General features: G+C 65.4%; 21 protein-coding genes, 2 pseudogenes and 1 other annotated feature. Of the genes and pseudogenes, 12 read left to right on the top strand and 11 right to left on the bottom strand.

The window, feature by feature from the left end:
- Positions 1-141: 141 nt before the first annotated feature.
- Complete coding sequence (locus NJE57_RS19005; protein ID WP_319030080.1) at positions 142-894, top strand: helix-turn-helix domain-containing protein; 753 nt, start codon at positions 142-144, stop codon at positions 892-894.
- Positions 895-921: 27 nt separating this feature from the next.
- Here NJE57_RS19005 and NJE57_RS19000 read toward each other — a convergent pair whose 3' ends face one another.
- The 10 genes and pseudogenes from NJE57_RS19000 to NJE57_RS18955 form a co-directional block, all read right to left on the bottom strand.
- Complete coding sequence (locus tag NJE57_RS19000; protein ID WP_319030089.1) at positions 922-1710, bottom strand: NAD(P)-binding domain-containing protein; 789 nt, start codon at positions 1708-1710, stop codon at positions 922-924.
- A 10-nt stretch (positions 1711-1720) separates the two neighbouring features.
- Positions 1721-3706, bottom strand: coding sequence for an FAD-dependent oxidoreductase (locus tag NJE57_RS18995; RefSeq protein WP_319030079.1), 1986 nt, complete (start codon positions 3704-3706; stop codon positions 1721-1723).
- Entirely contained in the window at positions 3703-4491 is a 789-nt protein-coding gene (locus tag NJE57_RS18990; RefSeq protein ID WP_319030078.1) for a short-chain dehydrogenase/reductase, read from the bottom strand. The genes NJE57_RS18995 and NJE57_RS18990 overlap by 4 nt, the downstream gene beginning before the upstream one ends.
- Position 4492: 1 nt before the next feature.
- Positions 4493-5242, bottom strand: coding sequence for an SDR family NAD(P)-dependent oxidoreductase (locus NJE57_RS18985; RefSeq protein ID WP_319030077.1), 750 nt, complete (start codon positions 5240-5242; stop codon positions 4493-4495).
- Entirely contained in the window at positions 5239-5649 is a 411-nt protein-coding gene (locus NJE57_RS18980; protein ID WP_319030076.1) for a cupin domain-containing protein, read from the bottom strand. Before NJE57_RS18980 ends, NJE57_RS18985 begins: the two co-directional genes overlap by 4 nt.
- A gap of 13 nt (positions 5650-5662) precedes the next feature.
- A pseudogene (locus tag NJE57_RS20065) lies at positions 5663-6106 on the bottom strand (acyl-CoA dehydrogenase family protein); the annotation flags it as partial.
- A 546-nt stretch (positions 6107-6652) separates the two neighbouring features.
- A pseudogene (locus NJE57_RS18970) lies at positions 6653-7849 on the bottom strand (acyl-CoA dehydrogenase family protein); the annotation flags it as partial.
- A complete protein-coding gene (locus NJE57_RS18965) occupies positions 7786-8994 on the bottom strand; it encodes a CoA transferase (RefSeq protein WP_319030075.1) in 1209 nt (402 codons plus the stop codon). The pseudogene NJE57_RS18970 and the gene NJE57_RS18965, both read right to left, overlap by 64 nt.
- A gap of 61 nt (positions 8995-9055) precedes the next feature.
- Entirely contained in the window at positions 9056-9856 is an 801-nt protein-coding gene (locus NJE57_RS18960; RefSeq protein WP_319030074.1) for a crotonase/enoyl-CoA hydratase family protein, read from the bottom strand.
- A gap of 38 nt (positions 9857-9894) precedes the next feature.
- Positions 9895-11496, bottom strand: a complete 1602-nt coding sequence (locus NJE57_RS18955) for a thiamine pyrophosphate-binding protein (protein ID WP_319030073.1) — start codon at positions 11494-11496, stop codon at positions 9895-9897.
- A 551-nt stretch (positions 11497-12047) separates the two neighbouring features.
- On the opposite strand from NJE57_RS18955, the gene NJE57_RS18950 reads away from it, so the two are divergent.
- On the top strand, positions 12048-12704 hold the full coding sequence (locus NJE57_RS18950; protein WP_319030072.1) for a hypothetical protein: 657 nt from the start codon (positions 12048-12050) through the stop codon (positions 12702-12704).
- Positions 12240-12371: a sequence feature (AL1L pseudoknot), on the top strand. (Overlaps the previous gene by 132 nt.)
- Positions 12705-13078: 374 nt before the next feature.
- Here the strand turns inward: NJE57_RS18950 and NJE57_RS18945 are convergent.
- On the bottom strand, positions 13079-13321 hold the full coding sequence (locus tag NJE57_RS18945; RefSeq protein WP_319030071.1) for a transposase: 243 nt from the start codon (positions 13319-13321) through the stop codon (positions 13079-13081).
- Between the two features lie 260 nt (positions 13322-13581).
- Here NJE57_RS18945 and NJE57_RS18940 point away from each other — a divergent pair, with 260 nt between their 5' ends.
- From NJE57_RS18940 to NJE57_RS18895, 10 genes are all read left to right on the top strand, one after another.
- Entirely contained in the window at positions 13582-14178 is a 597-nt protein-coding gene (locus tag NJE57_RS18940; protein ID WP_319030070.1) for a recombinase family protein, read from the top strand.
- A gap of 184 nt (positions 14179-14362) precedes the next feature.
- Positions 14363-14776, top strand: a complete 414-nt coding sequence (locus NJE57_RS18935; protein ID WP_017835870.1) for a hypothetical protein — start codon at positions 14363-14365, stop codon at positions 14774-14776.
- A gap of 57 nt (positions 14777-14833) precedes the next feature.
- Positions 14834-15037, top strand: coding sequence for a hypothetical protein (locus NJE57_RS18930; RefSeq protein WP_319030069.1), 204 nt, complete (start codon positions 14834-14836; stop codon positions 15035-15037).
- A 157-nt stretch (positions 15038-15194) separates the two neighbouring features.
- The gene (locus NJE57_RS18925; protein WP_081615104.1) at positions 15195-15440 is read left to right on the top strand and encodes a DUF2188 domain-containing protein; all 246 of its coding nucleotides are present in this window, start codon (positions 15195-15197) and stop codon (positions 15438-15440) included.
- 9 nt (positions 15441-15449) lie between these two features.
- The gene (locus tag NJE57_RS18920) at positions 15450-16226 is read left to right on the top strand and encodes a DUF1883 domain-containing protein (protein WP_319030068.1); all 777 of its coding nucleotides are present in this window, start codon (positions 15450-15452) and stop codon (positions 16224-16226) included.
- A 201-nt stretch (positions 16227-16427) separates the two neighbouring features.
- Positions 16428-16862, top strand: coding sequence for a helix-turn-helix domain-containing protein (locus tag NJE57_RS18915; protein WP_319030067.1), 435 nt, complete (start codon positions 16428-16430; stop codon positions 16860-16862).
- A 63-nt stretch (positions 16863-16925) separates the two neighbouring features.
- Positions 16926-17540, top strand: coding sequence for a PIN domain-containing protein (locus tag NJE57_RS18910; protein ID WP_319030066.1), 615 nt, complete (start codon positions 16926-16928; stop codon positions 17538-17540).
- Positions 17541-17627: 87 nt separating this feature from the next.
- Positions 17628-22556: a DEAD/DEAH box helicase gene (locus NJE57_RS18905; protein ID WP_319030065.1), complete on the top strand. Its 4929-nt coding sequence runs from the start codon at positions 17628-17630 to the stop codon at positions 22554-22556.
- Entirely contained in the window at positions 22553-23473 is a 921-nt protein-coding gene (locus NJE57_RS18900) for a restriction endonuclease (RefSeq protein ID WP_319030064.1), read from the top strand. The genes NJE57_RS18905 and NJE57_RS18900 overlap by 4 nt, the downstream gene beginning before the upstream one ends.
- A gap of 72 nt (positions 23474-23545) precedes the next feature.
- On the top strand, positions 23546-24154 hold the full coding sequence (locus NJE57_RS18895; RefSeq protein WP_319030063.1) for a hypothetical protein: 609 nt from the start codon (positions 23546-23548) through the stop codon (positions 24152-24154).

The raw sequence follows: 24154 nt of genomic DNA, 5'->3' as shown, positions 1-24154 counted from the left end.
TTTATGACGTACGTCACTCAAGTGCTTGCCGCTACTATGCACGGATCTCGACAGTTACGCAATAGCCGATCGATTTACGTATTGACGGATAACCGTACGTAGGCGCTATGCTGCTGCGACCGCTACGTCAGGAGAAATTCTGTGGTGATCGACCCCTCCCTCAAGACCGCACCCCAGGTGCGTCGCCGCCACCGCATGGTGGATCGGCTCGCCGCCGTTCTGGAGCACGTGGCCCGCAGCGACCAAGGCATGACCCTCACGGAGCTCGCGCGAGCGGTCGAGGCGCCGGTCAGCTCGATCCAGGGCTTGGTCAACGGGCTGGTGGCGACGGGCTACTTGGAGGAGCGCGAGCGCCGGTACTCGCTGGGCACGGCACCGTACCTGCTCAACCTGATGGCCGGACGACACCTGGTCACGTCGGTGGACCACAGCATGCTCGAGTCGATCCACGCCGCCTGCCAGATGACGACGTTGCTCTCCATCGCCGTGAGCACCGATGTGTTCTACATCGACAGTGTCTCCCGGGAGCCGCGCTACGACTACCTGGCGAAGAACTTCATCCGCCGTTCGCTGATCGGCACCTCAGCCGGCTGGGTCCTGCTCGCCGACTACACCCGGCGCGACCTGTGGACCTACCTCTCGTCCCTCCCGCCCGAGGATGAGGAGCGCGTGGAACGCTTCCTGGCGGCCCTCGACGAGATCCGCGACACCGGCATCTGTGCCGGGCCGCGCACCTCCGAGTTCGCCGACGGCGTCTCCCTGGCGATCCGCGAGGACGAGCGCACGGTTGGCGCCGTCAGCATCGTGGGTCCGGAGGACGACATCGGGAGGCGACGCAGCGAGCTCACGGAGCTGCTTTTCGCCCATCGCGACCGCTGGGAGTCTCGTAGGTGAGCTCTGCACGTCTGGCCCGCGAGTTCGTCACACGACGGCGTCTGGGTCGGCTATCTCGCCCAGCGCGGACGCCACCAGGTCGGCTAGCCTGGTCGGGTCCGCCGACTCAGGGAGCTCGCCCACGTCGGCGCGCAGGAGACCCACGTCCTTCTCCAGCAGGTCGAGCTGGTTGCGGGAGAGCTGGTGCAGCATGGCCGAGACCTGACTCCGTCCAGAGCCGAGGTTGAGCGCGCGGAGGAAGTCCTCCGGAGCGATACCCCGTTCGCTGGCCAGTTGCGCGTAGCGCGCGGTGTTGGCGGCGTTGAGCGCGGCCAAGGTGTTGTTGACCAGCTTGATGAGGGCGGGGTCGCCGTGGCGGGGGAAGGCCACGACGGATGCTGACAACGCAGCCAGCAGGGCGGAGTCGTCCTCACGCCCGCCGGCGGCATACATCGCCACCGTCCCCTGCCGAGCGGGTCCCTCTCCCCCGCTGACGGGGCACTCGACGATCCGATCGAGGTTGAGCAACTCCGGCACCGAAGAATGCCAGAAGCTTGGCCGGACCGTGCTGACGAGCAGGACCCGCACGGATGACGGCGCCTCGGATCCACAGGTAGCAAGGACCGTCCGTACCTGCTCCTCCGTGCGCACGGCCACCAACAGGTGACTGATGCCGTCCCAGTCGACCGTGTGGAGGTCGCTGTAAGCCACGTGGTCGCTCCGCGCGTCCTCCCACGCTCGACGCCGCCCCTCGTCGGGCTCCACGCCAATGACCGGCCAGCCACACTCCTCGAGGCGGTCGGCCATCGCGTGGCCGATCCCTCCCAGCCCGACCACACACACGGTTTCACGAGACACTGGTGACCTCCAGATCGATGGTGGCGCCGTCCCAGATCGCTTGGTCGAGACGGCGCGGCGCCAAGCAGTCGCCGATGCGGATGACCGGCAGGTCGGCACCGGCGGCACGCAATCCGTCGTAGAGGAATGTGTCGGCATGGTTGCCAGTAGCAAGGACGACTGCGTCGACGCCCTCCAACGCCCACCGGTGGCCGTCGTAGACCCCCCGAAGCGCGACGCTAGTGGCCTCGATGCGCTCCACCCACGTCGATGTGTGCACCCGGACGCCCGCGGCGCCGAGTCGTCGGTGCAGGGGTTCGAAGTTCGCAGCACCGGCCCAGTGGCCCGGATGGATGGCTCTCGTCACCAGATGCGTCTCGACCCCGAGCATGCCGAGGTGCTCGGCCACCGAGGTGGCCTGGCCGTGGGGGTCGTCGTCGACGACGACCGCTCTGCGCGCACTGAAGAACGGTGCGGCGAGGATGTCCAGCGCCGAGCAGACGTGTGATCGGTCGTGGCCGGGGATCGCTGTGATGGCGGGGAAGGCGCCGGAGAAGCCCGTGCGGTCGGGGGCCGAACCGGTCGCCAGCACGACAACATCGGCGTCCGAGGCGATCACGTCGTCGACTGTCGCTTCTTTGCTGCTGCGGACCGTGACGCCGAGCGTCAGCGCGCGATGGAGAAGGTGGTCGAGGATCGAGCCCAGCTCGGCGCGCGTGGGTACGAGCCGGGCCAGTGCCAGCTGCCCTCCCGGTTGCTCCGCGCGCTCCCACACCTGCACCTCGTGGCCTTGCTCCGCCAAGCTCACGGCTGCCTGCAGGCCTGCCGGGCCGGCGCCGACGACCAGTGCGTGCTGCCGCTGGCGCACGACTGGGGGCGGGAGCGTCTCGCGTCCGACCGAGACGTTGACGGTGCATCGCAGCGCGCCGCCTGCCAACAGGCTGCCGAGACAGCCCTGGTTGCAACCGATGCAGGGCCGGATCGAGGCGTCCTCGCCCGCCTGCAACTTTCGCGGCAGGTCGGGATCCGCGATCAGAGCGCGGGTCATGCCGACCATGTCGATCCGGCCGTCGCGCAGGACCTGCTCGGCGTCGGCGCGGTCCTTGATCCGCGTGGTAACAAGCACCGGGAGGTCGACGGAGTCGGCGACCACGGCCGCCGACTCCGCAAAGGGTGCGCGTGGCGCGGACATGTCGGCGATCCACGACGGATACACCTCGTTGCTGCCGGCACTCAGGCTCAGGTAGTCGACGGAACCGGTGCGTTCCAGGGCTCGCGCGATCGCACAGGCGTCCTGGACGTCGAGGCCACCGACGATCAGGTCGGTCGTGTTCATGCGCACCCCGAGCAGCGGCTCGGGTCCCATCGCGACACGCACCGCGCTGATGACGTCGAGAAGCACGCGCAGGCGGCTGTCGGCGTCTCCTCCGTACTCGTCGTCACGTCGGTTGACCTGCGGGGACAGAAACTGCGCAAGCGCATAACCCTGGGCGGCGAAGACCTCCACCCCGTCCCAGCCGGCCGCACAGAGCGCGGCAGCGCTTGCAGCGTGGGCCGCGACCATCTCCTCGATCTCGTGGTGCTCGAGCTCCTTCGGGACCTCGCGAACGATCGGGTCCGCGATGGCGCTCGGTGCGAGCAACGGCAGCCGCTGCCATCCCGAGGAGCCCTGCCGACCGCTGTCGTGGAGCTGCCCGACCAGCAGCGTGTCGTGCCGGTGCACGGCCTCGGCCAGGGCGACGTGACCATCGTGGGCCTCAGGGTCCGCAGCGAGGTTGACCAAGGGAGTCGGCCAGGTGCGACGCCACGTCGACCAGCTGCCGGTGACGATCATCCCGGCGCCGCCTGCAGCGCGCGCCTCGTAGTAGCCGATCTGGGCGGGCGTCACCCGACCCCCCTGGGCCAGGTGTGTCTGGTGTGGGGTGTTGACGATCCGGTTGCGCATCCGGTGGCGCCCGATAGTCAGCGGGGTGAACAGCGTGTCGGGCTCGGTCACAACGCGCGTCCCCTCCACGCCATGCCGCCATCGAGGGTCACCACGGTGCCGCTGATGTAGGACGCCCGCGGGGACATCAGGAAGGCAGCGAGGTCGGCGACCTCCTCGGCCGTGGCGATCCGTTTGCCGGGATAGCCGTCGACGTACTCCCGCCAGCGTTCCGGATCGCCGAGGTCCTTGGCGGCGCGGCCGCGCAGCGCGCCGACCAACCGCTCGGTTTCCACCGGCCCCGGGTTGATGCCGAGCACGCGCACTCCCTGGTCGAGGGTGTAGGCGCCGACCGCGCGCGTCATGGTCATCAGGGCAGCGTTGCCGGCCGAACCAGCGAGGTAGGTGGCGTCGGGCCGCTCTCCCGACACCCCGATGATGTTGAGGATGACGCCGGACCCGCGAGCCGTCATGGCCTCCAGCGCGAGCTTCGTCATCTCCAGATAGCCCCAGACCTTGAGGTCCCAACCGTGGCGCCAGGCGTCGAGGTCTGCGCCGATCAGGTCGCCTTGGGGGATCGCGCCGGCATTGTTGACGAGGACGTCGACCTCCGGGATGACGCCAGCAAGCTGGCTGCGACCGTCGTCGATGGACAGGTCCAGCGCGATGCGGTCGATCTCGACGCCATGGCCCTCACGAACCTGCGCGGCCAGGGCATCGAGGGAGCCCGGGTCACGGGCCACGACGCGGATGTCGCGCACGCCCTCCTTCGCGAGGGTGTGGACGATGGCAGCCCCGATCCCCCGTGATCCTCCCGTGATGAGGACCGTCTCGTCGTTCGTGAATCCCAGTTCCATGTCAGGCTCCCCATCCTCCGTCGACCGCGACTACTTCACCTGTGACGTACGGAGCCGACGCAAGCCACACGGCAGCGCCGGCGACCTCCTCCGGCTGCCCGAACCGACCCATCGCCGTGCGCCCCAGGACCGCGTCCATCTCGGGCGAGGAGTTGCCGACGGTCGCCACTGCGGCGTCAGTGGCGATCGGACCTGGGGCCACAGCGTTGACGCGCAACCCCTGCGTGCCGTACTCGCGCGCCGCGGAGCGGGTCAGGCCCACGACGCCGTGCTTGGCGGCGACGTACGCCGACCTGGACGGCCAGCCGGCAAGTCCCCAGATCGACGCGATGTTCACAATCGCGCCGCCATGCGGCAGCAGGAGCGGGATCTGGGCCCGCATGCAGCGGAAGACCCCGGTCAGGTTGACGTCAATGACCCGGTCCCAGTCCTCGTCCGAGAGGTTCGCGATCGCAGCGACCGCACGCACGCCGGCGTTGTTGACCGCGACGTCCAGGCCACCGAGAGTGTTCGCGGCCTGCTCGATCCCGGTCGCGACAGCCGCCGTCGACCGGACGTCGAGCTCGACGAAGACGGCCTCGTGGCCGGCTTCCCGCAACGCCTCGACGGCGTCATTCCCGTCGTCAATCAGCACGTCGCACAGAGCGACCGCGAAGCCCGCCTCAGCCAGTGCCTGAGCGGTCGCGAGGCCAATGCCTCGCGCCGCCCCGGTCACCAGCGCGGTTCGCCGCTGCCCAGTCGCAGCGCTCATAGAGGCGACTCAACCGGGATGGTCGGCGGGTTCGGCGGCATGAAAATCTCCAAGAACTCCAGGTCGTCGGAGGTGCCCGTCTCGTTGTGCCGGTAACCGCCAGGGATGAAACAGATACCGTTCTCCCCGATTCGCTTGGTCTCACCATTCTCAAAGGTCAACTCGAGCCAGCCGCTGGTCACCATCAGCCACTGGAAGTCGCAGTCGTGGTAGTGCCAGCCGGTCTCCTCGGCCATCCCGTCCTTGAGGCGGGTGATCTGCGTGCTGATCAGACCCTTGCTGGCCTCGGCGACACCGAGGTCGAAGTAGCTCGCGAACGTGCGGCGTCCGGAGATCTCCTCAGCGTCCGCCATCGCGATGGCGCGGGCGGTCATCCCCTCCGGGATGGCACGGTTTCGGTCGGTCATGATGTCCTCCAGTTCATTGGGTTGGTTCGAGGTCGAGGTCGCTGAAACGTGCGCCCGCGAGGGCGAGCGCGAGCACCTGCTCGTCGGCCGAGCGGGTGTCGCCGAACTGCGAACGCCACGTGAGCATGGCGTGGGTGTGGCGGTGGAGCGGATGCTCCTGCGTGGTGCCGATGGCGCCGACGACTTGGTGGACGGCCCGGCTGACGATCGCGGCGCCGTGTCCGACGCACGAGCGCGCCACAGCGACGGCCGGACGCAAGACCTCGAGATCGTCGCCATGCCCGATCAACACCCTGACGGCTGCTGCCGTCGCGGCACGGGCCAGCGCCGTCTCGGACGCGAGGTCGGCGACCAGCGCCTGCACCGCCTGGAACTTGATCAGCGGTTGGCCGAACTGCGATCGGGAAGCTGCGTGCGCGACCGCGATGTCAGTCGCGGTCTCCAACGCGCTGACGACCTGGACCGCCCGGACGAGTGACGCTCGCAGCGCCACCAGCTCGGCCGTTTCAACGGGCAGTGGCGACCAGGTCGTGGACTCCGCCCACGCCCCGGAACCGAGGCGGGCTCGCAACTCTTCAACGGCGACGTCGGTGAAGACGGGCTGCTCGTTCTCGACCCGGAAGACGGTGACCCGCTCCACGAGGGGATGCAGCTCGGGTGCCGGGTCGGAGCCGTCGTCCCACCACGCGGTCCGCAGTGCTTGCGGATGCTCGCCGCCGACGGAGTCAAGGACCCACCCGGCGACCAAGTCGCTGTCGCCGACGGGCAACCTGCTTCCGGCGCGAGCGAGCGCGCTGACCAGCTCGACGGCCTCCCCCCACCCGGCGTCGCTACCACCTCGTGCGTCGCTGCCCGTGAGGTCGGACAGACCGAGTTCTTGGAGCTTGCCCCAGAGGGCCGCGTCCTGGTCGCCGCCGGCGTATGCCGACGTCACGGTCGCGATCAGGTCGCGGAGGTCGGCGTCGGCCATTCCCCAGCCGGTGTCGGCGCGGCTCGCGGTCGCCCCAAGCCCCTTCGTGATGATGCCGCGCAGGACCTCGTTGGTGCCGCCGCGCAGCGTGAAACCGGGTCGTTGCGCGGTCGCGATCCCCAGCGCGGTTTCAAGCGCGTCGTCGTGACGTCCGGCCCCGGCCAGCAGGGCTGCCAACTCCACCAGGTCGCCCTCGGTGATCGTCCCCAAGGTCTTCACCATCGCGGCCGGCACGTCGGCGGGTTCGCCGGCTCCGAGGGTCTGGGCGACCCCGGAGGACATGTGGTGCAGACCTTGAAGTCGGGCGACGAATCGGCCCAGCTCGGGTGTCGCGTCGAGAGCTCCCCGGCGCACTCCGCCCAGGAGGTGGGAGATCAGTAGCGACACCGAGAGGAAGCGTTCCGGGCCGCTGCGCTCGAAGGCGAGCTCCGAGGTCACCTGGCGCCATCCCTCGCCCTCCACCCCGAGGAGTCGGTCGGCGGGGACGATGACGTCGTCGAGGAAGACCTCGTTGAAGTGGTGGTCGCCGTTCATCGACACGATCGGACTGATTCGCACCCCGGGCGAGGAGAGATCGACGATGAACTGCGACAGTCCGGCGTGCCGGTCGCCGTGCTGACCCATCGAGCGGGCGAGGACGATCATCTGGTCCGCTCGGTGCGCCCCCGAGGTCCACACCTTAGTGCCGGACAGGACCCAGCCGCCGTTGGTCGGGGTGGCCTTGGTGCGGACGCTGGCCAGGTCGGATCCCGCGTCGGGCTCGCTCATCCCGATCGCGAAGAAGCACCGGCCGGCCGCGATCGCAGGGAGCAGCTCGTGCTTGAGTTCCTCCGAGCCGAACCGCAGGAGGCTCGGGCCTGCCTGCCGATCCGCGACCCAGTGGGCAGCCACGGGTGCGCCGGCGACGAGCATCTCCTCGGTCACGACGAAGCGCTCCAGATGGGACCTGCCCGCGCCGCCGTACTCGGTCGGCAGCGTCATGCCCACCCAGCCGCGCTCCGCCATGGCCCGACTGAAGTCCGCCGACCAGGCGGTCAGCCACGCATCGGGCCGCGGGGCGAAGGCGCCGCGCTCCCGCTGCTCGGCGAGGAAGCTCCGCACCTCGGCTCGCAGCGCAGTGAGGGACTCCCGGTCTGGGGTTGCCGCCTGAGTCACGGGGGTCGCACTCACTGCACGCTCTCCTTGACATCGTAGTCGTGGTGGTCGGTGGCGGCACGCACGACGCCCCATCCGAGCATTGCCTCGATGTCGTCGTCGGTGTAGCCCGCTCGCTTGAGCGAGGCAACCGTGTCGGCTCCCAACGCAGGGGCATGGCGACGTAGCTGCACCGGCGACGCACTCAACCGGATGGGACTGATCGTGCTGAAGTAGGCGCCCTCGGTCGGGTGCTTCTCCGAGGTCACGATCCGTTGCTCAAGGGCGTATTCGTCGGTCGTGACCTCGCCCAGCTCGAGCAGCCCAGAGGCGGGGATGTTGCGCAGGCGGCAGAGTTCGAGCCACTCCTCGGTGGTGCGTTGGGGGGTCCGGTCGTGCACCAGCGCGAGCAAGTCACCCATGTGCTGATGCCGCGAACCTATGTCGGCGAACCGGACGTCTACCGCCAGTTCGCCGAGGCCGGCTGCATCGAAGAAGTCGGTCCAGTTCGAGTCGGAGTACGGCATAATACAGACGTAACCGTCCTTGGTCCGATACGGACTGCGCTCCGGGACGAGCACGCGCGACCAGCCGAACTCCCCCTCAGGCGGATCGAAGGTGTGACCGGCGAAGTGCTCGACCAGGTTGAAGTGGGTCATCGTGTCGATCATCGGGACCTCGACGTGCTGTCCCTGGCCCGTCGCGTTTCGATGTACAACGGCCGCGAGCACCCCGATGACCATGTGCAGGCCGCTCACCTTGTCGGCGACGACGTACGGCGCGTAGCGTGGGGAGCCGTCGATGCGGCCAGCGAGCGCAGCCGCGCCCGAGGCCGCCTGCACTATGTCGTCGTACGCCGGTTCGTCGCGCCGCTCGCTGGTCTCGGCGTACGCCTGGGCAGTGCAAAAGATGATGTCGGGGCGGATCCGGCTCAGGTTCTCATAAGTCAGACCCAGCGGCTTTCGTGAGCGCGGTCGCAGGTTCGAGACCACAATGTCGGCCTGGCTGACGAGCCGCTCGAGGACCTCCCGCCCGCGCTCGGTCTTCAGATCCAACGCGAGGCTCTGCTTGTTGCGCTGCAGATTCATCGTGAGAGCGGTCATCCCCGGCGATCGGCTGGCGCCGATCTGCCTGGACATGTCGCCGTCGAGGGCCTCGATCTTGATCACCTCGGCACCGAGGTCGCCCAACATGGCGGTCGCGTACGGACCCATGACGACCGTGGTGAGGTCGAGCACCACCAGTCCACTCAACGCACTCGGTTGCACTCCCGTCACGCTCCTCATGTCGCCTTCGGTCAGCTCAGTCATTCGGTTTCCTGTCTGCACGAGCCCGACGCCAGGCGTCGACCCGTTGGTGGTGTTCGGGGTCACTGTGCGCCAGTGGCTGCATGGCAGCAGCCAGACCAAGGACAGAGTCCAGGGAGTCCGTGCGACTGGCGAGCAGCAACCGTTTGGCCATGCGCACCGCGTGGGCAGGGTTCTTGACGATCCGTTCGGCGAGGGCATGCGCCTCGGGGAGGAGGTCGTCAGCCGCCACAACGGCGCTGACCATCCCCCACTCCAGTGCGGCCTCGGCGCGGACCCGGTCCCCGGTGAGTGTCATCTCAGCGGCCCGGGCCTCGCCCACGACACGCGGGAGGAACCAGGAGCCGCCGTCGCCCGGGATCAACCCGATCTGCACGAAGCTCTCGGCGAAGAACGCGCCGTCGGTCACGATCCGTAGGTCACACATCATCGCCAGGTCACACCCGGCGCCCACAGCCGGACCGTTGACCGCAGCGATCACGGGCGCTTCGCACCGCACCATCGCGCGCGGGATGCGCTGGATGGTGTCGACATAGGCGTGGCGCTGCTCGATCGGCTCGAGCCCAAAGACGCCACGATGATCGGCCATTTCCTTGACGTTGCCGCCGGAGGAGAACAGAGCGCCCTCGCCGGTCAGGATGACCGCGCCGACGGTGACGTCACGGTTGACTGCATCGACGGCGTTCTCGAGGCACTCGACGAAGTCAGCACCGGAAACTGCATTGCCCGCATCGGGCACGTCAATCGTCCAGACCTCGACGGCGCCTTCGCGGGCGACACGGAGCGGTGGGGTCACGAGGGTACGTCCAATCCAGAGTTGGTGAGAGAGGAATGTCAGAAGGGGATGTGATGCGTGGGGTCGAGGCGTACGTCGATAACGACCGGCCCTGTCACGTCACCTAGAGCGGACGCGAGCTCGCGGAGGTCGTCGGTGGAGCGGGCCGTGTGGGCAGTAGCGCCGAATCCCCGAGCCACCTCGGCGAGGTCCGGCCACTCGTTGTAACTCGCCGCAGAATCGAAGCCCTCGGCGGCGAGCTTCATGTACTCGGCGCCATAGGCGCCGTCGTTGAAAACCACCACGATGATTGGCAACTGTTCACGCACAGCGGTGGAGAGCTCCGAGGCATGCATGATGAAGCCTCCGTCTCCAGCGAGCACCACGACCGGACCGCGACCCTGCCGCGCAATGGCTGCGCCCGTGCCGGCAGCCAACCCGAGCCCGATGGCGCCGAAACCGGTCATTGCCGTAAAGTCGCCCGACCCGGTCTGGTCGAAGTGTGGCCAGGATCCGCCGACGAACCGTCCAACGTCGCTAACCATGGCGGTGTGGGCAGGCAACACATCGTTCAGCACCCGACTGGCGGCTCGAATGTCCACCGTCGTCGATGTGCCCCGGTCGTCGGGGGCCCAGTTCGCGATCGCTTCACGCGTCTTCTCCGCCTGAGCGGCCCACGAGCGGGCAGGTTCGATCTCGGCTTCACGCAATGAAGCGACCATCTCCGCGGCGACGACGCCGGCATCGCCCACGACGGCTTCTGCCGGCTCTACGAGCCATCCGAGCTTGATCGGGTTGTTGTCCACCTGCAGCAACTGCTTGCCGGTGGTCAACTCTCCGCCCATCGTCGTGTACTTGTTGAGCGTCGCTCCGAAGGCGATGATGCAATCCGCGTCGGCCAGCATCTGCACCGCGAGCTCATTAGAGAGGCTGCCCATGATGCCCAGGTGTCGGGGGTGATCCATGAAGAGACCTCGCCCGAGCCCGGTCGTGAACAACGGGGCGCCAATGAGGTCGGCGAGCTCCTCGATTGCCGCACCGGCGCCCGCGGCCGCCACCCCGCGGCCCGCGAGGATGATCGGACGGGAAGCCGACGCGAGCAACCCGAGCGCTGCGTCAAGATCTGAGGTTCCGGCCACCGGCGTCGGAGGGACGGGGCGCACGGAGTCGACACCCGCGATCGCTGGCGATCTGGCCAAGTCGAGCGGAAGATTGAGCACGACCGGCCCGCTCTGCAACCGTCGCATCACACGGTTCATGTCGCGGCCGACTGTCTCAGCGCGGTGAATGTATTCGTGCTGGATGCCCAGCGAGGCGCACACCGCGGCGATGTCCATGCGTTGCAGGTGGGTTGCCTCTGCGGGGGTGTCACCGGTGAGGAGCAGGACCGGACTCGGAAACCGCTGGGCCTCCATGAGTGCGGTCAACGCATTGGTGACCCCGGGGCCGTGCGTCACGGAGGCGACGCCGATGCGACCCGAGAGCCGGGCGAATCCGTCGGCCATGGCCACCGCACTGGCTTCGTGGGCAACGCGCACGAAGCGGCCGCCGTTCGCTTCGAACGCGCTGGCGACGTACATGTTTGCATCGCCCAGCAGCCCGAAGACCGTGTCAATCTCGTGCGCCGCAATCGATGCAGAGACCTGCTCGTAGATCTTCACTGCAACTCCTCCTCGTGATGTACGCCACTATGCCTGGGATCACGGTTATACGCAATACCATACGTAATTATGTATATACGTACCCGCAGAAGCCCGTCACACATCGTCATCCCTTCCCCACGGGTAGTGGCCGCGAGTCGGGTTCTCGACGTGCCCCGATCGCCCCGGCGAATCGCCGAGCTACCGCGTGTGCACACGCCCTCCTCCGGAATGTCGCCTGCCATGTGTCAAGGGACATTGGGACCACCCTGAGCTGTTTTCTGCCACGTTCATGGGACCACCCGGGTTGCCAGTTATGGACCACCCGGCGCGCCTGGTCGGTGGGCCCTCGGTTCGCCCGTGAATCGCCGCGTCATGTCATTCGACGCGGAGGTCGTCAGCGGTGGCATTCAGGGAGGTCAGCGTGGTTTAGGTACGTGAATCGACCTGGGACCGATGGAGGGCTTGATCTAACAAGGAGAGAATCAGATCATGCCCGCTCAGAAGAAGTTCGACTCCGAGACGCAGGCTCGCACGGTACGAATGTTCACCGACAGGATGGCCGAGGGGGCGTGTCCCAGCTGACTGCGCGCCGTGAGGTCGGTGAGCTGCGGTCAAGCAGGAGCCCGTTGCGAAACTGGATCCGCCGCGACCTCGGCGAAGGCATGACGCCGCCGACAAGCGAGACGTCGAATGGAGCTGATCGAGCTCCGCAAGGAAAACGCTCGGCTGCGACGGGCCAACGAGATCCCGAAGACTGCTTCGGCGTTTTTCGCCTCGGCGGAGCTCGACTGCAAACTCGTGTCCTGATCGACTACATCAGGACCTACCAGTCCAGGTTCGGGATCGAGCCGGTCTGCGCCGTGCTGGCTGAGCACGGCGCCCAGATCGCCCCGAGCACCTTCGCCGCACGTGGTTTCGGGCCGACTGATGCCGAGCTGGCCGATGCGCATGCGGCCAACGAGCTGCGCCGGTTGTGGGTAGCGAACAGGTGCCTCTACGGACGCCGCAACTCTGGAAGGCAGACAGTCCTGCGTCCCGCCCACGGCTGGCACCGTGACCGGATCGAACGGTTGATGAAGCTCGCCGGGATCGAAGGCGTCAGGCGGGGTCGACGCACGACCGTCAGGATCCAGCGTCATGACACCGCGGCCAGGCATCCTGACCACATCAGACGCCGGTGGGCGTGGCCGACCCGGCCCGATCAGTGGTGGGTAGCGGATATGTAATGCCGACCTCGGCACTACCGCCAACCCACCTGGCGTTTGGACAATCCGCGGTGGAGTCCCGCTTGAGCAAATCCGGGAATTGCGGAGCGGCCTTGTCCTGCCTGGTCAGGCCATGGCGGCGTTTGATCCGGCGAGCGACGAGACTTGGCGGAGCATCGAGCCGGCCACCGTCTTCTCGCTGCCCTGCCTGCCCTCGTCACTAAGACCAAAGTACAGGCGAGGGATTCGTGTCGGCCCTTCGCGGCAGCGAACGCCCTCGCGACCGCCTGGTCGGCCACTTCGCGGCGACGGTCGCGCTCGGTGCGCAGACCGCTGGGCCGCCTCCGGCCAGGTGGCCGGCTTGAACCACAGGACGACGGATCGCCCCGAGGACATCACGCTCCATCTGCAGCTCGGCGTTCTCCGCCCGCAACCGCCCCGAGCCCCTCGATGTCGCCCCCGGCCAGGCCTTCTGTACCCTCCCGAACTCCCTTTGCCTGATTGACCCAATTGCCCAATGTGCCCGCGTTGACCCCAAGGTCTCGGGCGATCTGAGCGATCGGCTTTCCGGCCTCCTCGACGATCCGGACCGCCCCATCACAGAACTCCCAGTCGTACCTCTTTCGCTTCTCTGACATCGCTACCCTTTATAGCTAATCCCTCTACGGATCCGGGGGAACCTCACCTGCCTCGTTGCGAGCGCGACCCATTCTGAACCCGCAGTCTGCTCGTCTCTTTTGGCTAAAGGTTTTCAAGACACTTGACCTCGTCCAGGACGACGCCCAGTTTTGGGCAGGGTTCCTGGCTCTACGAGCCCCCGCCGCGTCTCACTAAGTCGTCTTGACGCAAGTTGTCTCACGAGCTGCTTCGGCAGGAGTTTGTGGGGCAGAATCGGGTTATGAGGCATTTGGGGTACACCCGCGTGAGTACCGCGAGTCAGGACGCGCAGTTGCAGTTGGATGCGCTCGTGGATTCGGGGGTGCAGAAGCGGGATGTGTTTGCGGATGTGACCTCGGGGAGCCGGGCCGCGATCGAGCGCCCGGGAATGAAGCGTCTGCTCGATTACGTCGAGCCCGGCGATACCGTCGTGGTGTGGCGCATTGACCGCCTCGGCCGCTCCTTGATCGATGTCCTCAACACCGTGAACCTGCTTCGCGACAAGGGTGTGAAGATCCGATCGCTCTCGGACGGCATCGACCCGGAGACCACTTCCGGCCGGTTGATGCTGGGCATGCTGGCCACGCTGGCCGAGTACGAGCGAGAGCTCATCACCGAGCGAGTAAACGCCGGCATCGCCGCGGCGAAGCAGAGCGGCACCCGGTTCGGTCGGCCCCCTGTTGACCCGGCGGTGATCGCCGAGAAGCTCGAGATCGCCCAAGACGCTCGAAAAAAGGGCCGGACCGCAGCCGAAGCAGCCAGCTTGGTCGGCTGGTCCCGAGCCACGCTTTACCGCCACCAGCAGGCAGCTCGCAACCGGCAGGTACTCCCCCAATGACGATGAAGCGAGCACTACTGGGCTCTAAACCCTAGAGAAATGCACGTGCCACAGAACGTCCGTGGCCTTCTGAAACAGGAAGAAGCCCAAGCTGAGCGATGCCCCGCTGCCGTGTACCCCAGAGGGACAGGGGACGCCTCGTTCTTTCGACAGTCGTGTCGGAGTCGACTTCTAGGGTTAGCCCATGCCGATCACGCTCTACGTACTCCACAGCCTGGCGTTCTTCGCGCAAGTCGTCGGTGGCTACCTGGTCGTACGCGAGACTGTGACGACACTGCGTAACGTTCATGCACTTCGCGACGGTCTGAAGGCCGCCGAGACTGCCAAGCAAGAGCACCGAGAGTCTCTGCGAAAGATCCCGACCTCGGTGTCAGGGATCGGCGGTGGTCGAATCTCGCTTCCAACTATCTCAGCGGAGGCGCGTGAGGGAATAGTGGAGCAGCTGGGCCCCGGCGCCGCGGCCGAACGGGCGGCACTGCGGAAGTTCCTCGAAGGACAGTTCCCCGGCGACCGTAAGTTCGCGTGGCTCGGCGTCGGCTTGCTGGTCGGAGGCATCTTCGCTGGATACGTCGCAAATATGCTTTCGGTCGCTGCGTAGCTGGTCCCAGCAGCGAAGGCCCCCGTCGTGTCGGACTGGTTTGTCAGTATCCGGTCTATGAAGTGGATCGATTTTGTGGAGTTCGCGCGGATGATGATGCCGGCCCGCTGGAGAAGGCCCCTCAAGCTGTCGCTCATATTCATGTGTTTGCTCGCTCCCACCTACGTCGCCTGGGGGGTGGGCCTGTACGGGGAGGCGCATGCCCAGCGGCTCCTAGACATCGTGGAAAGTACGCTCCTGCCGACGGTGGCCCCTCACTGACGGTGTCGCTTCGTAGAGGCCTGTACACAGGCCTCGATACCAACACCGCATCGCGACTCGGCCAATTCCCCAGCGCAGAGCTCTTCGCGATGTCCCCGCTGTCGTATGTCGCCGCTAGTGTCCTCGAAAAGATTGTCCAGATGCCGGGGAGGCGGAAATGGGTAGCGACAACCGACGACATGTGGTCCCGGGCGCGAGCGGGGGCTGGGACATCAAGAAGCCCGGCGCGAGCAGGGCGAGTGGGCACTCTAAGACTCAGGCCGAGGCGATCAGCCGGGCAAAGGAGATCGTGAAGAATGCGGGCGGCGGGGAGGTTCGTACGCATGGTCGCGACGGGAGGATCCGGAACTCGGATACCGTGGCGCCGGGCAACGACCCGTTCCCTCCGCGGGACAAGCGGTAAGGGCGGACGATGCAGCACCAGTTTTACGACCTAGGTCGGCAGGAAAAAGGCGCAACCGCGGTCGTCAAGTTAGACAAGCAGGCCAACGTCCAGCTCATGACCGCATCGGACTACCGCTCGTACAAAGCGGGCCGAAAGTACCGATACTCCGGAGGCCTCGCCAAGAAGTCGCCGGTTAGACTCGCGATTCCCCGGGCGGGCCATTGGTTCGTGGTGATCGACCTCGGCGGTCGCGCGGGGAAGGTACGGGTCGGCGTCCAGGTGATGCCACCTCCGCGAGGCGACCTGCCCACCCTGCGGCAATCGTCAAATCCGGCCCGGGATGTCCAGGTCCGAGAGCCTGTCGCGCCCGTCGGCGACGCCCTCGACGGTCGGACCTGGGATGTGTTTCTGTCGCACGCTTCCGAGGACAAAGAGTCAGTCGCCGTACCACTTCATGATGCTCTCGAAGCCCGCGGCGTGCAGGTATGGCTCGACAAGACTGAGATCAAGCTCGGTCAGAGCCTGCGCCGGAAAATTGACGAGGGAATCAGGTCGAGCCGCTTCAGCGTGGTTGTACTGTCTCCGGCGTTCTTCGCCAAGGGATGGACGAACCACGAGTTAGATGGACTGGTTTCACGCACGGTGGCCGGCGAACAGACGATGCTGCCGATTTGGCACGAGGTCAACCCCGATGACGTGCGCGGGTACAGCGCCTCATTGGCCGACAAACTGGCTCTGAACACGGCTGAAGTGAGCATCAGCGAGATAGCTGAGCAGATCGCGGATGCCGTCCTCGACAAGTAGACGACGCAATCGAACAGTCAGGGGTCGAACCGCGCGCCGGCTCCCTAGACAAGCCCTCAGCCATGTAGCCGAGGGCTCGTTGCCTAGTTGCAGCTGCCTGCAATTTTCGCCCCCTACGCGCACTATTGCACTTATAAGTGCAACAGCGTACCGTGGAGCGCACATTCGGTACACGACTCAGAGTCGCTGAGGAGGGACGCCATGACGATCACGATTGCAGCCACCAACGAGGTCTTGCTCTCTGCGGACGAGCAGTCCGCCGCTCGCGACTTCGTGCAATCTCTCGGTGGGCAGCCCGTCCAGATTGGAACCGGTCAGGACGCCGAACTTCCTGTCGAGGTGGCCAGAGTGTTCGAGTTGGTGCTTGAAGCGATGGCAGAGGGCCGCCCGGTCTCGGTCGCGGCCATGCCCGAGAACCTCACCACCACCGCAGCCGCCGGTCTGCTCGGCCTTTCGCGACCGACGTTGATGAAACTCGTCCGCGAAGGGCGCATCCCCGCCCACAAAGTGGGCTCGCACCATCGACTGCGCAGCGCTGACGTTCTGGTACTAAACGATGAGCTGCGCCTGGAACGCCAGCAGGCCGTTTTCGACGTGATGGATATGGAAGACGAGCTCGCCAACGACAACCCCTGACCCCTGCCCAGCGACACCCTGGGGGCACCCTCGGTGTCGCTGGGCACTTATAGGGTGGCGGTCATGGCGATTGTGCGACCACACTCGGTTCTTCCCGACGCGAACATCTGGTGCTCCGCCACACTTCACTCCTGGTTCGGCCTCATCGCTACCGAAACCATCGGCTCATGGACCTTTCATTGGACCGAGGACATCCTCGCCGAAGCGGTGTACCACCGCCGAAAACGATTCCCCCGAGCCTCGTCTCAGCAGATCGAAGCGCTCCGGGATCGATTGATGGCCTCCATGGGCGAGAACCGCATCAGCAGGTTTCCTATCGACGAGTCGGTCACCTACCCGGACGAGTACGACGCGCACGTCCACAGCGCCGCCATCCATGAAGGCATCGCCATCATCGTCTCGAACGACCGCACAGGTTTCACCGGCCTGTACCCCGACCCTGACGAATGCCCCTACGAGGTGTACACCGCTGACGAGTTCCTCACCCTCGTCGCCGACAGTGCCCCCCAGGTCGTCGACGCCGTCATCACCGCCCAGCTCATCCACTGGACAGGCAAAGGCCACAGCTTCTCCCTGCCCGACAAACTCAGGCGGGCCCAGGCGCCCCACTTCGCCGAGTACGTCAGAGCCCGACTACAAACGATCCCCCTGCCTAGCTCGGCCTCGAAACAGAGTTGAGCCGAATAGATGGCTGAACGGAGATCCAGTTGTTCAAGAGTCCCATCCGACGGATACCAGTGAACATCGTCTTGTAAGACTGTCCACATGGCTTCCGTGCATGAGGTGATCGAGGCGTTCCGGCAGGCTCCGACGAACGTGGAGCGGGGAACGAAGTTCGAGCAGCTCATGGTGCGCTACTTCGAGCTCGATCCGATGCTGTCTCAGCAGTACGACAAGGTGTGGCGGTGGATCGACTGGCCAGGCCGGGACGGCAAGCCCGATACTGGTATCGACCTGGTCGCCCGGGAGCGGGACACCGGTGAGTACACCGCCGTCCAGTGCAAGTTCTACGAGCCCGATCACTACCTACAGAAGGTCGATCTGGACTCGTTTTTCACCGCTTCGGGCAAGTCCCCGTTCACCAACCGGGTGATCATCTCCACGACCAACAAGTGGGGCAAGCACGCCGAAGACGCCCTCGATGGGCAGACCATCCCGGTCCAGCGGATCTCGCTCGAGGACCTCGCCGAGTCAGCGATCGATTGGGACATCGCCTGGCCCCAAGGCGAGCTTCAGGTGGACCTGGCCCCGTCAACCCCCTACACCCTGCGCCCGCACCAGCAGGAAGCCCTGGATGCGGTGTTCCGCGGGTTTGCCGAGGGCAACGACCGGGGCAAGCTCATCATGGCCTGCGGCACTGGTAAGACCTTTACGTCGCTGAAGATCGCCGAGCAGACGGCCCTCGACAACGGCGGGCGCGCCAGAATCCTGTTCGCGGTCCCCTCAATCGCCCTGTTGTCACAGACATTGCGCGAATGGACTGCCCGCTCCGAGCTGGATATTCGAGCGTTCGCAGTCTGCTCGGACACCAAAGTCTCTCGTGCAGCGGAGGACTACGACACCTCCGATGTCGCCATTCCAGTCACCACGAACCCAGAGCAGCTCGCGGAGAAGATGAGTTACCGCAAGCGGGCAGCGGGGATGACGGTGGTCTTCACCACCTACCAATCACTGCCCGCGGTCTCCAAGGCTCAAGACCTTGGTGTGGACCCGTTCGATCTGGTGATCTGCGACGAAGCCCACCGCACGACCGGCATCACCCTCGCAGGCGAGGATGCGTCGAACTTCGTCGCAGTGCACGACCCGGACTTCCTCAAAGCCAGCCGGCGACTGTACATGACCGCCACCCCGCGCCTGTTCAACGACGAGACCAAAGACAAGGCAGAGGAGCACTCCGCGGAGATCGCCTCCATGGATGACCTAGAGACGTACGGTCCCGAGTTCCATCGTCTCTCGTTCGGCGAGGCCGTCGACCGCGGACTTCTCACCGACTACAAGGTCTTGGTCCTGACGGTGGACGAATCGGTCATGGCCAGCCGGCTTCAATCAGATCTGGCCGATGCCGGCGAGCTCAAGCTCGATGATGCATCCAAGCTGGTGGGCTGCTGGAACGGACTGGCCAAACGGGCCGGCACCTCTCCAACAGGTGAGGGCTTCGCCCCCGGCGAGCCGCCGATGCGCCGAGCCGTCGCCTTTGCCCGCGACATCAAGTCCTCCCAGCAGGTCGCCGAGATGCTTCCCCGGGTCGTGGAGTCATACCAAGACCTGCTGCGTGACATCGAGGACGACGGCGTGGACGTCTCGGACACCAACCGGTCCCTGAACTGCTCGGTGCACCACGTCGACGGCACCTTCAACGCCCTCAAGCGCAACGAGGAGTTGACCTGGCTCAAGGCCGAACCAGATGCGAATGAGTGCCGCATCCTGACCAACGCCCGCTGCCTGTCCGAAGGCGTGGACGTACCCGCCCTGGACGCAGTGCTGTTCCTGCACCCCCGCAACTCTGTGGTCGACGTAGTGCAATCTGTCGGTCGCGTGATGCGCAAATCACCAGGCAAGGACTACGGCTACATCATCCTGCCCGTCGCCGTGCCCGAGGGCGTCAAGCCGTCGGAAGCGTTGAACGACAACCGGCGATTCAAAACCGTGTGGCAGGTTCTCAACGCCCTGCGGGCGCATGACGATCGGTTCAACGCGATGGTCAACTCCATCGCCCTGAACTCCAAGACCCGGGACAAGACCGGCCAAGGCGTCGACCAGCTCCTCGGCGGCCACGTCGGCCCCGCCGAGGATTCCACCAACAGTGGTGGCGCCGGGTCCGATGCAGGCTCTGACGGATCAGGCGATGCCGAACAGACCAAGCAGATGGCCCTGTTCTCCCTATCTGAGTGGACAGAGGCGATCTACACCAAGATCGTCGACAAGGTCGGCACCCGCACCTACTGGGAAGACTGGGCCGCCGATGTCGCCGACATCGCCGCCGCGCAGATCACCCGCATCAACGCCACCCTCGCCAACGCCGGTCCCGAACTAACCCGAGGGTTCGACGACTTCGTCGACGGACTGCGGGCAAACCTCAACGAGTCGATCAGCCGCGACGACGCGATCAGCATGCTCTCCCAACACTTGATCACCAAACCCGTCTTCGACGCCCTATTTGAGGGCCACGACTTCGCCGCGCAGAACCCGGTCTCCAAGGTCATGCAGACCATGGTCGACCAACTCTCCAGCGCCAACCTCGACGCCGAGACCGCAAAACTCGACTCCTTCTACGACTCCGTCCGCGTCCGCGCCTCCGAGGTCACCTCCGCCGAAGGCAAACAGCAAGTCATCGCCGAACTGTACGAGAAGTTCTTCAAGCTCGGCTTCGCCAAACAAGCCGACGCCCTCGGCATCGTCTACACACCAGTAGAGATCGTCGACTTCATCCTCCGCGCCACCGACCAAGCCCTCCGGGACGCGTTCGGGCGAGGCCTAACCGATCAGGACGTGCACATTCTCGATGGGTTCACCGGCACCGGCACCTTCATCACCCGCTTGCTCCAGTCCGGACTGATCCAACCGGCGGATCTAACCCGTAAGTACGCATCAGAGATCCACGCCAACGAGCTCATGCTTCTCGCGTACTACATCGCCGCGGTCAACATTGAGACCACCTACCACGCCATCGCCGGCCACACCGACACCGCCGACTACGAGCCGTTCCCCGGCATCGTGCTCGCTGACACATTCCAGATCCACGAACACGGCGACGAGCTCGACCTCAAAGTCTTCCCCGCCAACAACGACCGCATCACCCGGCAGCTGGCGACCCCGATCAACGTCATCGTCGGCAACCCCCCGTACTCCGTCGGCCAGGGATCGGCGAACGACCTCAACGCCAACGTCAAATACCCGCACCTCGATGCGCGCATCGGTTCGTCATATGCGGCCCGCTCCACCGCGACCAACAAGAACAGCCTCTACGACTCCTACCTGCGAGCATTCCGCTGGGCCACTGACCGAATAGGAGATCAAGGTGTCGTCGCCTTCGTCTCCAACGGTGGCTGGATCGACGGCAACACCGCCGACGGCATCCGTCTGAGCCTCGCCGACGAATACAGCAATATCTACGTGTTCAACCTTCGCGGGAACATGCGCAAATCCAACTGGAAGGAAGAAGGCGGACAGATATTCGGTGCAGGCTCCCAAGCCACCATCGCGATCTGGATCGGGGTCAAGAACCCAGCACGGTCCGACCCCTGCGCGATCTCCTACCGGGACATCGGCGACTACCTCACCCGAGAAGAGAAGCTCCGCATCATCGCCGATGCCAATCTGAGCAGTATCGATTGGACAGATATCATCCCAAACTCTCATGGAGACTGGATCGGCCAGCGCGACGACACCTTCGCAACCTGGCCTGCCATTGGCGCCAAGAAACGTGAGCCCGGGCAGGTCAGCGTCTTTCAGACTTTCTCGTCAGGACTGAAAACCGGCCGGGACGCCTGGTGCTACAACTACTCCCGCGAAGAGCTCGGCCACAACATCGAGAACCTGCTTGATCAGTATCGAACCGTCAAGTCAGAGTTCGAGCAGCTCAACCTTGGCGGAGCCAAACTCACCGACGAGCACCTCACCCAATACTTAGAAGACAACCCCCGCCACACAGCGGAAGGCAAGGCCAGCTGGAACCGTTCCCTCAAACAGCAAGTCATCCGGGGCACCTACCTCGAGTGGAGTGACGGGTTCGTCTTCCAGTCCACCTACCGGCCGTTTAGCCCGCAGTGGACGTACTTCGACCGACGAGTCAACGACATGGTGTACCTACTCGCCTCGATGTTCCCGACGCCCCACCACGCCAACGTCGGCTTCTACCAGGTCGGCAATGGATCGGCTGTGCCGTTCAGTGTGCTGATGCTGAATTCCCTGCCAGACCTCCATGTCACCGGGGCCGGTAGCGGCGGTCAGTTCTTCCCCCGGTGGACCTATAAGAAGGTCGATGCGGCAGATGGCGGGTTCAATTTCGCCGACGACACCGAGGTCGATGAGTACGGGTATCGCCGGGTCGACAACATCACCGATGAGATCCTCGAGATCTACCGCGAGGCTGTGGGTCCCCAGGTGAGCAAGGACGACATCTTCTACTACGTCTACGGCCAGTTACATGACCCGTACTACCGGATCGACTATGCCGCTGACTTGAAGAAGATGCTGCCGCACATCCCGACCCCGGAGACCCGGGACCAGTTCGAAACGGTTGCTCGTGTAGGCCGATGGCTCGCAGACCTGCACATGAACTACGAGAAGGTCGAGCCGTACCCCGTGAAGGTCGAACTCAAAAAGGGTGCTTCCGCCGAGGACCGCGAGACCTGGCGGGTGTCGAAGATGAAGTGGGGCCGCATCCGCGATGAGGAGACCGGCAAGCTCGTCAACGACCCGACCACGATCATCTACAACTCGAAGGTGACGATCACCGGCATCCCACCTGAGGCCGAGGACTACATGCTCGGCTCCCGCTCCGCGCTTGGCTGGGTCATCGATCGGTGGCAGGTCAAGACCGACAAACCCTCCGGCATCGTCAACGACCCCAACGACTGGTGCGACGAGGTCGACGATCCGAAGTACATCGTCGACTTGATCGCCAGAGTCACCACCGTGGCCACCGAAACCAACTGGCTCGTCGCAAGCCTCACCACCGAGGACTCCCAGTGACGATCCCGGACTATCAGACCCTGATGCGGCCGGTCCTCGAGTACCTCGCCGACGGAGGCGAGCATCGGTTGCGCGATCTCAAAGAAGCGATGGCCGACCAGTTCAACCTGACCGCCGAAGAGCGGGCCCAGATGACCCCTTCGGGGCGCTCACGTCTGATCTACAACCGGGTTGGCTGGGCCACTTCCTACCTGGCCCAGGCAGGGCTCATCCACCGCCCACGGCGCGGCTACTCGGTCATCACCGCCGAGGGGCGCCGTGTCCTCGCAGAACACCCCGACCGTGTCGACCTGACCGTGCTCGAACAGTTCGAACCCTTCCGCGCCTTCCGCGACCGAGCCCGGAACCGAGACGGCAAGAAGACACCGCAACCCCCGGTGGACCTGGACGATTCGATCGCCACCCCACAAGACCTCATCGACGCCGCGGTCCTGGAAAACCAGGCCACTCTGGAAACCGAACTCCTCGACCGAGCGCTCACCCTGTCCCCCACCGGGTTCGAAGACCTCGTGATCCGCCTGCTGGAGAAGATGGGCTACGGCCGGGCGGGCAACGTGGAGCGCACCAGCGCCAGCGGAGACGCCGGCGTCGACGGCATCATCAGCCAAGACCCCCTCGGACTGGACCGCATTTACGTCCAAGCCAAGCGCTACGCCCTCGACCGCACCGTCGACCGCCCACGCATCCACGAATTCGCCGGCGCCCTCCTAGGCAAACAAGGCGACCGAGGCGTCTTCATCACAACCTCGTCGTTCACCCGCGGCGCCCTACTGGAAGCCGAGCGAATCAACGCCCGCATCGAACTCATCGACGGAGCTCGACTGGCCCGCCTCCTGGTCCAGTACGGCGTCGGAGTGCAGGAATTGCACACCGTCGTGCTGCATCGCATCGACGAGGACTTCTTCGAAGAAATTTAGAAACCCGCCATCGCGGATGCGCTGAGCGGTAAATTCCCATGTGAACACCCCTCCGGAACCTCAAGGGGACGCATGGACTACCTCCCGCCCGTCGCATGTGTCGAGCTGACGGCAGACCGCTTCTACATCTGCCTCATCGACGTCAACGGCGCCGCTGACTTGCCCCGCCAGCTCGGCGGCTGGACGGTTGAACGCAACGACCGTGAGCTACTCCAGAGGCTTCTTGCGGGCCGGCTCGTGGTCAAGACGACGGACGACCCGATGCCTGACGTGGACCAGGCAGAGATCGCCGGCTACTTCACCGTGGACGACACTGTCAGCAAAGTTGAGGCCGAGATCGCCGAGCTGAAGAACCGGTTCACCGCGGTTCTCGAATCGCCTGAGCGGCAAGGACTGGGCGCCCTGACCGAACCACGCTGGCCCGACCTGGCATCGCTCACCACCCGGACCCCTAACCCGCAGGCCTCACGGGAAGGCCAGGGGCGCGCAGCTTTCGCTCTCGGAGTCACCGTCAAAGACCTGGCCACCGGGTGGGGCAAGCTGGAATCGATTCGTCTCACAGCGGCCTACCCACTGCCTCGAGACCCAGGATTGCCGAAGAGTCATCCTCGACAGTTCAGGTACTACCTCAACGACGATTCCAGTCCGGATGCTCGGCCTCTGCCGATGGGTGGCCGATGA

Origin of the sequence: Dietzia sp. PP-33 (assembly GCF_033790845.1) — a bacterium.
GTDB lineage: Bacteria > Actinomycetota > Actinomycetes > Mycobacteriales > Mycobacteriaceae > Dietzia.
Note: the sequence above shows the minus strand (reverse complement) of the source record. Positions and strands in the feature narration are given on the sequence as shown.